This is a genomic window from Achromobacter sp. RW408 (assembly GCF_003184165.1).
GTDB classification, from domain to species: Bacteria; Pseudomonadota; Gammaproteobacteria; order Burkholderiales; family Burkholderiaceae_B; genus Achromobacter; species Achromobacter xylosoxidans.
Genome location: NZ_QHHO01000046.1, coordinates 1,245,630 through 1,260,045 on the forward strand (window position 1 = coordinate 1,245,630; position 14,416 = coordinate 1,260,045).

The following is a 14,416-nucleotide window of genomic DNA, read 5'->3' on the forward strand; positions in this document are numbered from 1 at the left end:
ATGGCGAAAAAGCCTACTCTGCTGCCGCCCTCATCCACCCCGGTTGAGCGCAAGCTTGCCCAGGTCGGCGCCGACATCGAGGAAATCCCCTTGCCCTTGCGCAAGCTGCGCCGCGCGAGCACCACGCCCGCCCTGCTGCTGCCCTGGCTGGCCTGGGAAAGGTCGGTGGACCGCTGGGACGATGCCTGGTCAGAAGCGGCCAAGCGTAAGGCCATCGCCAATTCATTCAAGATTCACCAGTTGAAAGGCACCATCGGCGCGCTGCGGCGCGTGGTGGAGCCGCTGGGCTACCTGCTGGAGGTGACCGAATGGCACCAGATGATGCCGGAAGGTCGGCGCGGAACGTTCCGGCTCACTATCGGCGTGCTCGATGGCGGCATATCCGAAGCGATGTATTACGAGCTGGGCCGCCTCATCGACAGCACCAAGCGCCTGAGCCAGCACATGACCGGCCTGGCCATCGCGGTGGAGGTGCGGGCGCCCCTGAATCACTGTGTCGCGTCCTATGACGGCGACGAGATGACCATATACCCCTATCAACCTCAACCCGTGGAAGTCGCGGCCGCCACGCCGGCCGCCCTGGCCACGCACATCATCGACATCCTGACGGTATACCCATGACTACCTATTTCGGAATCCTGACCAAGATCGGCGAAGCTAAGGAAGCCAACGCCAAGGCGCTCGGCATCCCCGTGAACATCACCGAGATGGAAGTCGGCGACGGCGGCGGCGTCCTGCCCGTGCCGAGCCGCGAGCAAACCTCGCTGATCGGCTCCAAGCACCGCGCGCCTATCAATCGCAAATTCGTTGACCCGAAAAATCCGGCCTGGCTGGTAGTGGAACAGGTCATCCCGGAGCACTTCGGCGGGTGGTGGGCGCGTGAGCTGGGATTGCGCGACGCGGACGGCGATCTGATCGCGGTATCAAATTGCCCGCCGACGTACAAGCCGCAGATGGCCGAGGGGTCAGCGCGCACCCAGGTGGTGCGCATGGTGCTGCAGGTTTCCAGTACCAGCAATTTCACGCTCAAGATCGACCCGGATGTGGTTCTGGCCACGCGCGACTACGTGGATGCGGAAGTGGCCACGCGACTGGGCAAGGATGACACGGCCAAGGCCGCCGCCAAGCTGGCCACGGGCCGCAAAATTGCCATCAGCGGCCCGGTTAGCGCGAGCGGTGTCGTTTTTGACGGCACCAAGGACATCAACCTCAACACCGGGGAACTGACGAAGGACTCCTTCCTCGTCGGCAACGGAGCCGATCCGATCCGCGCTCTCAACGCCGAGCAAGCACGCGAACTATTGGACGTGCAGATTCGACAGTCCACCATGACCATCACGCAGACCGGCGAAGTACCGCTTCCTGTCGAGTGGCGCGGTAAACGCGCTCGCTATCAAATCGTCGGCGGTGGTGGCGGTGGTGGCAACGGCGCCACGGGCTATGGCAATCAAAGCGCTCAATCGCCCGACGTATCCGGCGGTGGTGGTGGCGGCGGCGGTGCCGGCGAATACAAGACTGGCGAAATCACCCTACCGTCGACTCCAACCATCTCCTGCATTGTCGGCGTGGGCGGCGCTGGCGGCGCGGCGTTCAGCGGCCACGTAGGCGCGCAGGGAAGCGCGGGCGGCATCACCTCTATCGCCGACTTGGTTTCGGCCAACGGCGGCCGTGGTGGTGGCGGTGGTGGTGGCGCCAACATTCAGGCGCGTACATTTGGCGGCATCCCTGGCGGTCTTGGTGCCTCGGGTGGACAACCAGGAACCGCCGAGGTCTACGGATCGTCAGGCCTGGCGTCCAACGCGATCCCGGGCAACGGGGGCCATGGTGGCTCAACGCCCTTCGGAACTGGCGGCGGTGGCGGCGGCCGCTCGGGCCAGCGCCTGTTCGCCGGAAGCGCCGGCGGCGCCCCGACGCCGAACTCCGGCGGCGGCGGTGGCGGTGGAGGTGGCGCAAATGGCCCCACCAATGGCTCTGCCCCGGGTGGTGCGGGCGCGGATGGAAAAATCATTCTGGAGCTGATCTGATGAAGACCTTTGTTCAAATCGTGGATGGACGCGTCCATTGGAAATTTCGCAGCGCCCAGGCGCCTAAGCTGCCCGCCGGTGTTGTGCTGATCGACGTTACCGCTGTGTCACCGCAACCGCGCGAAGGCTGGCTGTACGAACACGACACCTTCGTAGCCGCGCTGGACGGGTTTCCCATGGACGATGACATGCGAGAAATCCAGGAAGCTATGCCGGAAAACCTGCCCGTGATTACGTCGAGCTGATACCGGACCATCGAGGCGCGCGGCACGTTGTGTGCCTGCCTTGAACAATGTGCGCCCCGTGCGCGCGCGTAGCCAAGCCCTCAGAATTTGAGCGATCCCCCGCCCGAGGTAGAGCGGGATTCAGCTCAACACTCTGAGGGCTTTTTTCATGGCACTTGATCAATACCACCACGGCGTGCGCGTCCTCGAAGCCGACGACGGCACGCGCCCTATCCGCACTGTCGCATCCGCTGTTGTCGGCTTTGTCGCCACAGCCGAAGATGCAGACCCGAAAACCTTCCCGCTGAATACGCCCATCCTGGCCACCAACATCTTGGCGGCCGCCGGTAAGGCCGGCACCAAAGGGACCTTGGCACGCTCGCTGGATGCCATCGGCGCCCAGACCAACCCCGCTACGGTTATCGTCCGCGTCGCACAGGGCGCCACCGAGGCTGAAACCACGTCCAACGTTATCGGCGGCGCCGGCAGCGACGGCCGCTACACCGGCCTCAAAGCGCTGCTGGCTGCGCAGAACTCCGGCCCCAAGCTGAAACCGCGCATCATCGGCATCCCGGGCCTGGAGAACGCCGCCACCACGGCGGCGCTGGCCGAGACCGCGCAGAAGCTGCGCGGCTTCGGCTATGCCAGCATGAAAGGCTGCGACACCAAGGAAGACGCTGCCGCCTTCCGCGAAGGTTTCGGACAGCGGGAACTCATGCTGATCTGGCCCGAGTTCCTGGGATGGGACACGCGCGCAAACGCCGAAGGCATCATCACCGCGTCGGCCGCCGCGCTGGGCCTGCGCGCCAAGCTGGACAAGGACATCGGCTGGCACAAGGTGCTTTCCAACGTCGCAGTCAACGGTGTCACCGGCATCAGCAAGGACGTCTTCTGGGACTTGCAAGACCCAGCCACCGACGCCGGCTATCTGAACGAAAAGGACATCACCACGCTGGTGAACCGCACCGGCTTTCGCTTCTGGGGTAGCCGAACATGCGCCGGCCCTTCGAGCCTCTTCCCGTTCGAGAACTACACCCGCACCGCGCAGATTCTGGCCGACACGATGGCCGAGGCGCACATGTGGGCTGTGGACGCGCCTCTGCATCCGTCGTTGGTCAAAGACATTCTGGAAGGCATCAACGCCAAGTTCCGCCAGTTCAAGTCCCTGGGCCTGATCATCGACGGGCAGGCCTGGTACGACGAAGAACCGAACACCAAGGAATCGCTCAAGAGCGGAAAGTTGGTACTCGACTACGACTACACGCCCGTGCCGCCGCTGGAAGACTTGGGCTTCCGCCAGCGCATCACCGACCGCTATCTGCTGGACTTCGCGCAGCGGATCGCCGCGTAACCCATCCTGCCCAGTGCACACCCGCGCTGGGCCATCTGCACATTCGGAGCCAATTCCATGGGACTGCCCACCAAGCTCAAAAACATGAACGTCTACAACGACGGCACCAGTTACGCAGGCGTCGCCACTTCCGTCACCCTGCCCAAGCTGACGCGCAAGATGGAAGCGTTTCGCGCCGGCGGCGTCGCCGGCGCCATCAAGGCTGATTTCGGCCTGGATGACGACGCGCTGAAAGTCGAATGGACGTGCGGCGGAAACGTCAAGCAAGTCCTGCAGCAGTATGGCGCGGTGGACGTCGCGGGCGTGCAGCTGCGCTTTGCCCAAGCGTACCAACGCGACGACACCAACGAAGTGACCGCCGTGGAGATCATCGTCCGCGGTCGCCATTCCGAGATCGACCGCGGCGAGTCGAAAGTCGGCGATGACACCGAATTCAAGATCGTCACCGAGTGCGTCTACTACAAGGAATCGCACGACGGCCAGACGGTCTTCGAAATCGACCTGGTGAACATGATTCACATGGTCGGCGAGATCGACACCATGCAGGCCATCCGTACCGCCATCGGCCTGTAACCCTCTACTCCTGGAGCCATCATGACCGACAAGACCCCTTCGCACATCGACCAACAACCGCAAGCCCTGACGGCCGCCGTCATCGACACCCTCGACCTGAAATCGGTTGACCTGGATGAGCCGATCAAGCGCGCCAGCGGCGACATCGCCCGTCTGCTGATCCGCAAGCCCAAGGCCGGCGCTCTGCGCGGCGTCACTCTCATGGCGCTGGTGCAGGTTGACGTGCAGGCGCTGACCACCGTACTGCCGCGCGTTTGCGAACCCATCCTGACGCCGGCCGAAATCAGAGATCTGGACCCCGCTGACCTGTTGAACGTGGGGGCCACGGTCGCCAGTTTTTTTATGAGCAAGGCGGAACGGCTGGCTATCCAAACTGCGTAGAAGACGCCATGGCGGATATCGCCATGGTCTTTCACTGGCCGCCGGCCCAGATGGATTCTATGGAATTGACCGAGCTGGCCGACTGGCGCGAGCGAGCGCGCGTGCGCTACCAACCCGAGACGTAACAGATGGACAAGGCGTTACAGCTTCGCGTCATCGCGGCCCTGCAGGACAAGCTGTCGGGGCCGCTTCGCAAAATCAAGAGCACAGCCGGCGCCTCCGCCCAGGGCGTCGCCGATCTGCGCGGAAAGCTCAAGCAGCTGACGGCGGCGCAGCGCGAGGTAGGGCAATTCCGCGAGCTGACGCGCGGCCTGCAGGCCACCCGCGCTGAACTGGCCACGGCGCAGCAGCGCGTGGCCGCCTTGGCCCAGCAGATGCAGGGGGCCACCAATCCCACCCGCGCCATGACGCGGGAATTCAACCAGGCGGTGCGTGCGGCCCAGCAGCTGAAAGAGCGGCACGGTCAGCAGTCCGTAGAGCTTCAACGCCTGCGGGACAACCTGACGCGCGCGGGCCTTTCCACATCGAACCTGGCGCGTGACGAACGCAACCTGCGCCAGAAGATCGACAACACGTCACAGGCACTGGACAGGCAGACGCGCAAGCTGCAGGCCGCCGCCTCACACCACCAGAAATTGGCCACGGCCAAAGAGAAGTACGGCAACGGCAAGGCGGCCGTGGGCGCAATGGCCGGCGCCGGAGCCGCTGGCCTGGCGTCCGGCGGCGCTGCCCTGTACGCAGAAACGCGCTTCATCCGGCCTGGTGTCGAATTCGACGCCAAGATGAGCAAGGTTCAGGCGCTGGCCCGCATCGAGAAGGACAGCGCCGAGATGCAGGCGCTGCGCAAGCAGGCGCGAGACCTCGGCGCCAAGACAATGTTCTCCGCGACGCAGGCGGCGGACGCGCAAGGCTTCTTGGCCATGGCGGGCTTTACGCCCAAGGCCATCCAGGACGCCATGCCCGGCATGCTGTCCCTGGCCAAAGCCGGCGACACCGATCTCGCTCAGACCGCCGACATCGGGTCGAACATCCTCACCGGGTTCAAACTGCCCGCCGAACAGATGAACCGCGTGGGCGACGTGCTGACCGGCGCTTTCACGCGCTCGAATACCAGTCTGTACATGCTGGGCGAGACCATGAAGTATGTGGCACCCGTGGCGGCCGGCGTCGGCCAGGATATCGAGACCGTGGCGGCCATGGCCGGCAAGCTGGGCGACGCAGGTATCCAGGGCAGCATGGGCGGCACTGCGTTGCGGGCCGTCATCGGTCGCTTGGCCGCCCCGCCGAAGGCGGCGGCCGACGCCTTGGAGTCGCTGCAGATCAATACCAAGGACGCAGCGGGCAATCTAAGGCAGCTGCCTGACATCCTTGCCGAGCTGCAGCAGAAGACGGCGAAGATGGGCAACGCCCAGCGTTCCGGCATATTCAAGGCCATCGCCGGCGAGGAAGCATTCAGCGGCCTGCAGGTGCTGGTGGAACAGGCCGGCACGGGTGAACTGCAGAAGTTCATCGCCATATTGAAAAAGGCTGCGGGCGAAGCGGATAAGACGGCCGGCACCATGGCCGACAACCTCACCGGCGACCTGGACGAGCTGAAAAGCGCCTGGGAGGATGTCGGCATCCAGACGGAAGAACTGCACGATAAGACGCTGCGCCGCCTCACCAAGGGCCTGGCCGGCGTCGTGAGTGCTGTGGGTGATTGGATGAAGGCCAACCCGCAGATTGCCCGCGCGCTCACCGCCACGGCCGCCGTCATCGCCGGCCTGGTCGCAGCCTTCGGCGCGCTCACCCTGGCGCTGGCCGCCGTTCTGGGACCGTTCATCGTCGTGCGCTACGGGTTGTCCATGCTCGGTATCCAGGGCGGCAGTCTGATTGGCGTGCTGTTCAACTTGGCCAAGGGTGGTTTTGGGCTGCTGGGCAGCGCCATTGTGTCAGTGGGAAAACTGCTACTCGGAAATCCCATCGTGCTGGCGGTCGCGGCCATCGCTGGCGCCGCATATCTCATCTACCAGTACTGGACGCCGATCAAGGCGTTTTTCTCCGACCTCTGGGCGCAGGTCACCGCGGCCTTTGATTCGGCCATGGCGTGGCTGGGCCAGCTGCTGGCCGCCCTGAATCCCATACCGATACTTTCCGCCGCCTGGAGCGGCCTCACGACGTTCTTCTCCGACATCTGGGAGTCCGTGAAGGTTGCCTTCGATGGCGGCCTTGCCGGCATCGGTGCGCTGCTGGTGAACTGGTCACCGCTGGGCTTGCTGTACCAGGCGATCACCGGCGCGCTGGGGACGTTGGGCCTTGAGCTGCCCGGCAACTTCACGCAATTCGGCTCGATGCTGATCCAGGGCTTGATCAACGGCATTTCCAGCATGGCCGGGGCGCTCAAGGAATCGATTTCCAACATCGGTACGGGTATCGTCGGCTGGTTCAAGGAAAAACTTGGCATTCACTCGCCCAGCCGGGTATTTGCCCAGATGGGCGGCTTTGTGTCCGAAGGCGCCGCTGTCGGCATCGAGGCGGGCCAGCCGGCCGCCGTAAAGGCCGCCCAAGCGCTCGCGGCATCCGTGGCCATAGGTGGGGCCATGTTGCCTGCCTCGGGCGCTCTCGCGGCCTCTGGCGGCCTGCTGGCAGCACCCGCCGGCATGGTCACCGATGCTGGCACCCTGGCGCGCATTGATCACCGGCCGGCCATGGCCGCCAACGCAGCGGGCGGCCGCTCAATCACGATCCAGGGCGACACGATCACCATCCACATCAGCGGCGCCGGCGCCGGCGCGCAGGACATCGCGCGCGCGGTGGACGATGCCCTGCGCCGGCGCGATGCCGACAAAGCCGCGCGCCTGCGCTCCGCCTACTACGACAACGAATAGGACACCACCACCATGATGATGGCCCTCGGCATGTTCATTTTTGGCCTGCCCACCGCCGCCTACCAGACGCTCAAGCGGCAGACGGAATGGCGGCATCCGTCGAACTCGCGCATGGGCGCGGGTCCGGCCTATCAGTTTGTGGGGAAGGGAGAAGACACCATCACCCTGTCGGGAACCATCATCCCCCAGCTGTTCGGCACAACCGGCGCCATCCGCTTGCTGCGCCGTATGGGCGACACGGGCAAGGCCTATGTCATGGTGGATGGCATCGGCACCGTCTACGGCGCCTTCATCATCACCGGCCTGGATGAAGAGGGGTCGATGTTCGTGGTGAACGGCCTGCCGCAGAAGACGGATTTCACCCTCACGCTCAAGTGCGTTGACGATTCGCAGGCGCGGCCGCTGCTGGATGACCTGCAGATTCCTATCGACACCATGGACGGCTCTATCGCCGGCTGGGGGCTTTGATGTTCGCCGCCCTATCCGATGGCCTGCAGCGCGGCCGCACCGAATACCCGGCACCGCGCTGGCGCGTCCTGCTTGGCGATCAGGACGTCACCGGCAAGCTCGCGCCGCGTCTGGTCAGCCTGTCCATCACCGAATGCCGTTCGGAACAGGCCGACCAACTCGATATCACCCTGAGCGACCATGATGGGCTGCTGGAGCTGCCGCGCCGTGGCGTGGTCGTGCGGGTCTTTCTCGGCTGGAGCGATTCGCGCGGCATGGTCGATAAAGGGACGTTCGAGGTGGACGAAGTGGAGTTTTCCGGGCCGCCAGATGTCATCACGCTGCGCGCCCGCAGCGCAGACATGAGCAACGCGCTGCGCACGCGCGCCACGCGCAGTTTCCACAAGACCACCATCAAGGCCATCGTGGAGACCATCGCCAAGGCGCACAAGCTCACGCCCGTGGTAGGCACATTCGGCGGGACGAAGATCGCGCACATCGATCAGACCGACGAATCCGACTTGGCATTTTTGAACCGCATTGGCAAACGCTACGATGCCGTGGCCACCATCAAAGAGGGGAAGCTCTTGTTCCTGCCCATTGGCAAGGGAGACACCGCCAGCGGCAAGGAAATGCCAACCATCGAGCTGACGCGGCGCGATGGTGACGCCATCCGCTACCAGGTCGCGGACCGCGATTCATACACAGGCGTTCACGCCTCCTGGCAAGACAAGGGCAAGGCCAAGCGCCGCCACGTTCTGGCCGGCGTCATCGGCAACGCCAAGCGTCTGCGCCAACTGTATGCGAGTGAAGAGGACGCGCTTGAAGCCGCGCGCGCGGAGTGGGCACGCCTGCAGCGCGGCACGGCCACGCTGCGTTTTGAATTGGCCTACGGCCGGCCCGACCTGGCACCGCAAACCAAGGTGCGCATGCTCGGCACCAAGGCGCTTATCAGCTCCACGGTCTGGCTGCTTTCTCGGGTCACGCACAAGCTGGACGATGGCGGCCTGACCACCAGTTGCGAGGGAGAAACGGCAGACGCGCGAAAGACCGATGATGATCCATCTGACGGCGACCTGCCCACGATTGAGGACGGCGCGGAATAGCGCGCTGTGTCCTATCGCTTCACGTTCATCGTTACTTGCACAACCAGCTGTACCGCGCCGATCTGGATATTGTTGTTGCCGGTTATCGACTGGTTCGGCATCGCCTGTGCGGACATCTGGATATTGCCGTCACCGCTGATCTGCTGATCATTGGAGGCCGGCGCGGCGGCGTTATCTTGTCTCCGTTCCTTCGCACCCTTGAGCGCATGGAACAAGGTTCCGAGCACGTCGCCCGCTTTCACTTCGGCCGCAGGCAAGTTGAGAAAATGAACGTTTGAACCGGGGTCTTGAGGCTTCTGCATTTCTTATATTTCCTGTGCGTTCGCCGGCTCCATACGGCTGCACACGCGAACAGCCGCAGCCCTTGCCGGCAATGTAGGGCAACCGGCACCCCCACGGCCTCATATACCCGGTTCAATCAGTCAGCGGGCGCTACCCCTTCTTTCCGTTCATCATGCACATGGCGGCAACCGTGGCCACTTCCTGGCCCTGGGCCGCTTTCTCGCTGGCCACCTCGTCAATGCAGGATGCGGCCCTAACGGATTGCTCCACAACCTCCATCGGTCGTTTCGCAAGTTTCGCCGCCACCACCATATCCGCCATGGTGGCCATTTTGTTTTGTGTCGTGGCCGATGCCCATTGCTTGAGCGTAGCGCTGTGCAGCGTGCCACCTTCGTACCATTCGCCAGCTGCGTGTGTCAGCGGAGCGGCCGCCATTAGGGCAACAGCAAATCCAACTCTAAACACCTCTTTCTCCTTTTTATGGGGCGGTCAATCAGGCCGCCAGTTGCAGAACCAATTCAGTCAACTTGTCTTTATCCATCGACATTTGCGCCTTGCTCGCCTGGTACAGCGCATCTGCCGCTTTGCGCTTCTTCGCCGGGCTTAGTTCTCGCCCGGCGGCTTCAAGAGCCATTTCCAGGGTCTCCCAAGCGTCGCCGTAGCGCTCTAGATCGGCCTGCAAATCCTTCTCGGAAAGCGAGCGCGCCCCGGTCAGGACATACAGGACATCCACCCCCGCAGAGGCGATCAGCTCCAGATAGGCGGCATCTGGCTGACGCGCGCCCTTCTCATAGTTCGCCTGGCTATTCCGGGAAACGCCCGCCAGTTCGCCAAAGCGCTCCTGCGTCAAACCCAGGCGATCCCTTTCCTCCGCTAGCCGCAGTCCAAGTGCCAACATTTGCTCCCATTTATGTTTGACGAATGCACACGAACGTGTGCATAATTCACTTGCCGTGTCTGATAACGAGTGAAATCAAATGGAACATACACCAATTCGTGCGCGTACTAAGGGAAGCCGCCCTAAAACGGCTCAACAACGAATGGTCGGCTTTCGTCTCACCGAGGACGAATTGATGCGCTGTCAGAACTATGCGGATGAGCAGGTGCGCTCAGTCTCGTCCTTCATCCGAATGCTGGCGTTACGTGGATTGGTCGCCTACGAGACCGAACACCGTCAAGCCAAGTCACGGCGTCGCTAGCCATGAATCGGTTTGGCATGGCCTGCCCCTACTGCGAGACCTGGGCAACGGTACGCACCAGCGAACAGCTGTCCCCCCTGGTGCGCGCCGCCTACTTCCAATGCCGCAATCTGCACTGCGGTTTCACCTGGAAGGCACACATAGAAGCAGTGGCCGCGATTTCACCGTCTGCCCTGTCCCAAGCCAGGCCCGATATTCAGTTGCCCCTGTCCCCGTTCAGCACGTCCTTGCGGCTTGCTGCCGCTGCGAAGTCTGACCCACGCCAAATGAGCCTAGACCACGATGAATAGCCAACGTCTTGCCCTTGTGAATGGTTCCGCCACGAACTGGAGCCGCCCCTTTCTCGCCGACCAGGCACACCAGTTTCTTGCGGTGGAAAAGGACAACGGCGCCACGATGCCCGGGCCGCGTGACAACCAACTGCTGGAGCGCTGCGTTGCGCACTTGATGGCAGTGGCCAACTGCTCGCAACGCACCGCCGAGACCGAAGCGGCGAAGGCCATCGCCGAAATCGGTAGCCGGTCCAGCCCGGTCAACTTCGACATGGACCGCAGCACCAGCCACGCGCTGTTTGTCGTTGACCGCGACACCGGCCGTACTCGCGTTCTTTCCTCGGTCGAAATCGCCCACCTCCTGAGCGCCCAGGAAGCCGCCGCCCTGGCGCTGTAGCACCTCTACCTACCCCACGTCATACCGCCTTGCCGGCGGGCGCATCTGCGCCCGTCGCGGGGAACTGTTTTCCGAAGGAATCGAATATGCCTGCCATCCCCGTGCATGCCCGCATCGAAACACACATGAACGACGACGAGGTGAAGGCCTTGGCCAAGCTCACCGAATATCTGGTGCGCGGCGCCTATGAACCCGGCCAATCCCTCTTCTTGACGGCCTCGGCCGGCGATACCGTTCTGTCCGGCCACATGCTTACCGCCGCCTGCGCCGTTCACGCCGCCGCCATGCGCACCCTGCGCGAACGTAACCTGATGGCGTAATCATGAAGCCCGATATTCACCGCGACGTTATGTCCCGCCTCGCGGACTTTGAGTTCAAAGAGCGGCAAGGCTGGCTTCGTCAGGGCATCTGCCCCGCTTGCAAGAAGCGCGAGGTTTACACGCACGCAGACCACCCCTGGGTGCTGCGTTGCGGACGCCTCGATAAATGCGGCTGGGAGGGCCATGTAAAAGAGCTGTTCTCGGACATCTTCGAACACTGGTCGAAGCGCTACGCCGAGGACATGAAGACCAACCCGCACGCGGCCGCTGACGCCTACCTGGCGCACGCCCGCGGCTTCGACGTGGCCCGGCTGGCCGGCTGCTACACGCAAGAGACCTATCACGACCGCGCGCGCAATCTCGTTTCTGCAACGGTGCGCTTCCCCGTTGGCCGCACCTATTGGGAACGCTTGATTGATGAGCCGGGGCGCTTCGGTAAGCAAAAGGCCCGTTTCCAGCCCGGTGGCAGCTACATGGGCGAGTGGTGGACGCCGCCCGGCTTCGACCCCGCCAAGGTCACCGAACTGTGGCTGGTCGAAGGCATCTTTGATGCAATCGCCCTATGGTTGGTTGGCGTCCAGGCCGCTGCCACGATGTCGTGCAACAACTATCCATCCGTCGCACTGCGCGCGCTGGCAGACGCACGCCCCAACAATTTGCCGCACCTGGTCTGGGCGCTCGACGGCGACGCCGCCGGCCGGCGCTTCACGCGCAAGCACGCCGAACGCGCTACCGAAGACGGCTGGACGTGCAAGGCGGCCATCATCCCGCAGGACGGGAAGCGTAAACGCGACTGGAACGACCTCTACCAGCTCGACCAGCACGCACCGGACGGCGCCCCGCGCCGCCTGTCCCAAGAAGGCCGCAAGCTGTACCTGCACCATGGGGCGGTGCTGCTGGCGCGTAGTGCCACCGAAAAGGCGCTGCTGCTGTACGAACACGACAACAGCCGGACCGAGTTTGATTTCGAGTTCGGCAAGCGCCTGTACTGGTTCCGGATGGATATCGACGCCTACCAAAAGGCGATGGATCGGATCGGCAACGAAGCAAAGGAGCAGCTTGCACAGGACGAGCTGCGCGCGCTCGCGCTGCGCGAGGCGGGCGGCATCCGCACCATTTCCAACTGCTACCCCACGCCCCTGTACTTCCAAGAAAACAAGCTCACGGACGAGAGCTGGTACTACTTCCGCGTCGAATTCCCGCATGACGGGCCCCCCGTGAAGAACACCTTCACATCGTCCCAGGTCTCAACCGCCAGCGAGTTCAAGAAGCGCCTCTTGGCCATCGCCCCGGGCGCCATGTTCTCGGGCCAGGGCCATCACCTCGACAGGATGATGGAGCGCCGCCTTTACAACATCAAGCGCGTGGAGACGGTGGATTTCATCGGCTACAGCCGCGAGCATGGCGCGTACATCCTTGGCGCGCTGGCGGTGAAGGACGGCACGATCTACGAGGTCAACGAAGAGGACTTCTTCGACATCGGGCGCCTTTCGGTCAAAAGTCTGAATCAATCCGTCACGCTGACGGTGAACGGCGACCCGCACGAATACAAGGCGGATTGGGTGCAGCATGTCTGGACCGCCTTCGGTGCGAAGGGCATCGTGACACTGGCATTCTGGTTCGGCTCGCTGTTCGCCGAACAAATCCGCGCGCACCAAAAAAGCTACCCCTTTCTGGAAGTTGTGGGCGAGGCAGGCTCGGGCAAGTCAACGCTGATCGAATTCCTGTGGAAGCTGTTCGGACGGACTGATTACGAGGGCTTCGACCCGTCCAAGTCCACGACGCCGGGGCGCGCGCGCAACTTTGCCCAGGTCGCTGGCCTGCCCGTGGTGCTGATCGAATCCGACCGTGAGCGTCTGGGCGAAGAGAAATCGCATGTGAAGTCGTTTGATTGGGACGAGTTGAAAACCGCCTACAACGGCCGCAGCATCCGTTCTCGCGGCGTGGCCAACGGCGGCAACGAGACCTACGAACCGCCGTTCCGAGGATCCATTGTCATCTCGCAAAACAACGAGGTGAACGCGTCCGAAGCCATCCTTTCCCGGATAGTTCACATCAACATCGACCGGGCCGGCCAGAACGCCAAGACGCTGGCCGCCGCCGTGGCGCTGGAAACCACGCCCACAAGCGATGTATCGGGCTTCATTCTGGCGGCGACCAAGCGCGAGGCAAAAGTCTTGGAGACCGTGTTTTCGCGCTACCAGGATCACGTTGACGCTTTGCGCGAACGTGGCGATATCAAGATGACCCGCATCATGAAATGCCACGCGCAGCTGCTGGCCGTCCTGGATGCGCTTCGCCTGGTGGTTCGGCTGACCGATGAGCAATACCAGGCGGCCGCCGACCTCATCGGCACGATGGCGGCCGAGCGGCAGCAGGTCATCAATGCGGACCATCCCATCGTGCAGGGATTCTGGGAGGCCTACACCTATCTCAACGGCGACGACGAGATGGCGCCCCAGCTCAACCACTCTTGCAACGACGAAGAGATTGCGATCAACCTGAATCACTTCATCGAGGCCGCAGCCACGCACCGCCAGCAGGTGCCAGCGTTGAGCGACTTGAAGAAGGTGCTACGTACCAGCCGGCAGCACAAGTTCCTAGAGGTGAAGACCGTCAAGAGCCGCATTCGTCAGAACGCGAGCCAGGCCGGCACCACCAAGGCCACGACGGTGCATTGCTGGGTCTTCCGGAAGGGGGCTTGACGATGCACAAGCCCACTCTTCCCCAGCTCGCGCAGGCACACGCAGCCGCGCGCCTTCGCGGCACGCTTGCGGATGCCCTGCGCTCGCCAGCGCTCGCCCGCTGCCTGGAAATCACCGCCCTGGCGCTCTCGCAACCTCGCGCCGACCGCTACCGCCCGCCGCCTGCCGCGCCGCCGGCCCAATCGCAATTTCTTGCCCATCCCGACCATTTCACACCGCCGCGCCGCGATATCAAACGCGCCAGTGCCGGCGACAAGGACGAATAGAC

General features: G+C 63.4%; 18 protein-coding genes. 15 read left to right on the top strand and 3 right to left on the bottom strand.

What is annotated here, in order from left to right; translation table 11 throughout:
• The 10 genes from DK459_RS15830 to DK459_RS15875 all read left to right on the top strand — a co-directional run bounded on the left by DK459_RS15830 (window position 1) and on the right by DK459_RS15875 (window position 8,973).
• Complete coding sequence (locus DK459_RS15830) at window positions 1-621, top strand: phage tail protein I (RefSeq protein WP_199234248.1); 621 nt, start codon at window positions 1-3, stop codon at window positions 619-621.
• Window positions 618-2,024, top strand: coding sequence for a phage tail protein (locus DK459_RS31010; RefSeq protein WP_233256739.1), 1,407 nt, complete (start codon window positions 618-620; stop codon window positions 2,022-2,024). The genes DK459_RS15830 and DK459_RS31010 overlap by 4 nt, the downstream gene beginning before the upstream one ends.
• A complete protein-coding gene (locus DK459_RS15840; protein WP_110134408.1) occupies window positions 2,024-2,269 on the top strand; it encodes a hypothetical protein in 246 nt (81 codons plus the stop codon). The genes DK459_RS31010 and DK459_RS15840 overlap by 1 nt, the downstream gene beginning before the upstream one ends.
• A 148-nt stretch (window positions 2,270-2,417) precedes the next feature.
• Window positions 2,418-3,599: a phage tail sheath protein gene (locus DK459_RS15845; protein WP_110134407.1), complete on the top strand. Its 1,182-nt coding sequence runs from the start codon at window positions 2,418-2,420 to the stop codon at window positions 3,597-3,599.
• 57 nt (window positions 3,600-3,656) lie between these two features.
• Window positions 3,657-4,172, top strand: coding sequence for a phage major tail tube protein (locus DK459_RS15850; RefSeq protein ID WP_058664993.1), 516 nt, complete (start codon window positions 3,657-3,659; stop codon window positions 4,170-4,172).
• Between the two features lie 21 nt (window positions 4,173-4,193).
• A complete protein-coding gene (locus tag DK459_RS15855; protein WP_081335662.1) occupies window positions 4,194-4,553 on the top strand; it encodes a phage tail assembly protein in 360 nt (119 codons plus the stop codon).
• Window positions 4,554-4,561: 8 nt separating this feature from the next.
• Window positions 4,562-4,678 carry a GpE family phage tail protein gene (locus tag DK459_RS15860; RefSeq protein ID WP_110134406.1) on the top strand — a complete coding sequence of 39 codons (117 nt, stop codon included), beginning with the start codon at window positions 4,562-4,564 and terminating at the stop codon, window positions 4,676-4,678.
• 3 nt (window positions 4,679-4,681) lie between these two features.
• The gene (locus DK459_RS15865) at window positions 4,682-7,420 is read left to right on the top strand and encodes a phage tail tape measure protein (protein WP_110134405.1); all 2,739 of its coding nucleotides are present in this window, start codon (window positions 4,682-4,684) and stop codon (window positions 7,418-7,420) included.
• Window positions 7,421-7,432: 12 nt separating this feature from the next.
• The gene (locus tag DK459_RS15870; RefSeq protein ID WP_058664995.1) at window positions 7,433-7,888 is read left to right on the top strand and encodes a phage tail protein; all 456 of its coding nucleotides are present in this window, start codon (window positions 7,433-7,435) and stop codon (window positions 7,886-7,888) included.
• On the top strand, window positions 7,888-8,973 hold the full coding sequence (locus tag DK459_RS15875) for a contractile injection system protein, VgrG/Pvc8 family (RefSeq protein ID WP_110134404.1): 1,086 nt from the start codon (window positions 7,888-7,890) through the stop codon (window positions 8,971-8,973). Before DK459_RS15870 ends, DK459_RS15875 begins: the two co-directional genes overlap by 1 nt.
• A gap of 11 nt (window positions 8,974-8,984) precedes the next feature.
• On the opposite strand, the gene DK459_RS15880 is transcribed toward DK459_RS15875, so the two are convergent.
• The 3 genes from DK459_RS15880 to DK459_RS15890 form a co-directional block, all read right to left on the bottom strand.
• Entirely contained in the window at window positions 8,985-9,275 is a 291-nt protein-coding gene (locus DK459_RS15880; RefSeq protein ID WP_110134403.1) for a hypothetical protein, read from the bottom strand.
• A gap of 130 nt (window positions 9,276-9,405) precedes the next feature.
• The gene (locus DK459_RS30430; RefSeq protein WP_146221869.1) at window positions 9,406-9,720 is read right to left on the bottom strand and encodes a hypothetical protein; all 315 of its coding nucleotides are present in this window, start codon (window positions 9,718-9,720) and stop codon (window positions 9,406-9,408) included.
• A 28-nt stretch (window positions 9,721-9,748) separates the two neighbouring features.
• Complete coding sequence (locus tag DK459_RS15890) at window positions 9,749-10,153, bottom strand: helix-turn-helix domain-containing protein (protein WP_110134401.1); 405 nt, start codon at window positions 10,151-10,153, stop codon at window positions 9,749-9,751.
• A 318-nt stretch (window positions 10,154-10,471) separates the two neighbouring features.
• Between DK459_RS15890 and DK459_RS31200 the strand changes: the two genes are divergently transcribed.
• The 5 genes from DK459_RS31200 (at window position 10,472) to DK459_RS15915 (ending at window position 14,414) form a co-directional block, all read left to right on the top strand.
• On the top strand, window positions 10,472-10,744 hold the full coding sequence (locus tag DK459_RS31200) for an ogr/Delta-like zinc finger family protein (RefSeq protein WP_050813086.1): 273 nt from the start codon (window positions 10,472-10,474) through the stop codon (window positions 10,742-10,744).
• Window positions 10,737-11,123, top strand: a complete 387-nt coding sequence (locus tag DK459_RS15900; protein ID WP_146221868.1) for a hypothetical protein — start codon at window positions 10,737-10,739, stop codon at window positions 11,121-11,123. The genes DK459_RS31200 and DK459_RS15900 overlap by 8 nt, the downstream gene beginning before the upstream one ends.
• A gap of 125 nt (window positions 11,124-11,248) precedes the next feature.
• The gene (locus tag DK459_RS15905) at window positions 11,249-11,443 is read left to right on the top strand and encodes a hypothetical protein (RefSeq protein WP_146221867.1); all 195 of its coding nucleotides are present in this window, start codon (window positions 11,249-11,251) and stop codon (window positions 11,441-11,443) included.
• A gap of 2 nt (window positions 11,444-11,445) precedes the next feature.
• Window positions 11,446-14,148 (top strand): toprim domain-containing protein, encoded by a 2,703-nt coding sequence (locus tag DK459_RS15910; protein WP_233256738.1) that lies wholly within the window; start codon window positions 11,446-11,448, stop codon window positions 14,146-14,148.
• Complete coding sequence (locus DK459_RS15915) at window positions 14,145-14,414, top strand: hypothetical protein (protein WP_006390763.1); 270 nt, start codon at window positions 14,145-14,147, stop codon at window positions 14,412-14,414. Before DK459_RS15910 ends, DK459_RS15915 begins: the two co-directional genes overlap by 4 nt.
• Window positions 14,415-14,416: the final 2 nt, after the last annotated feature.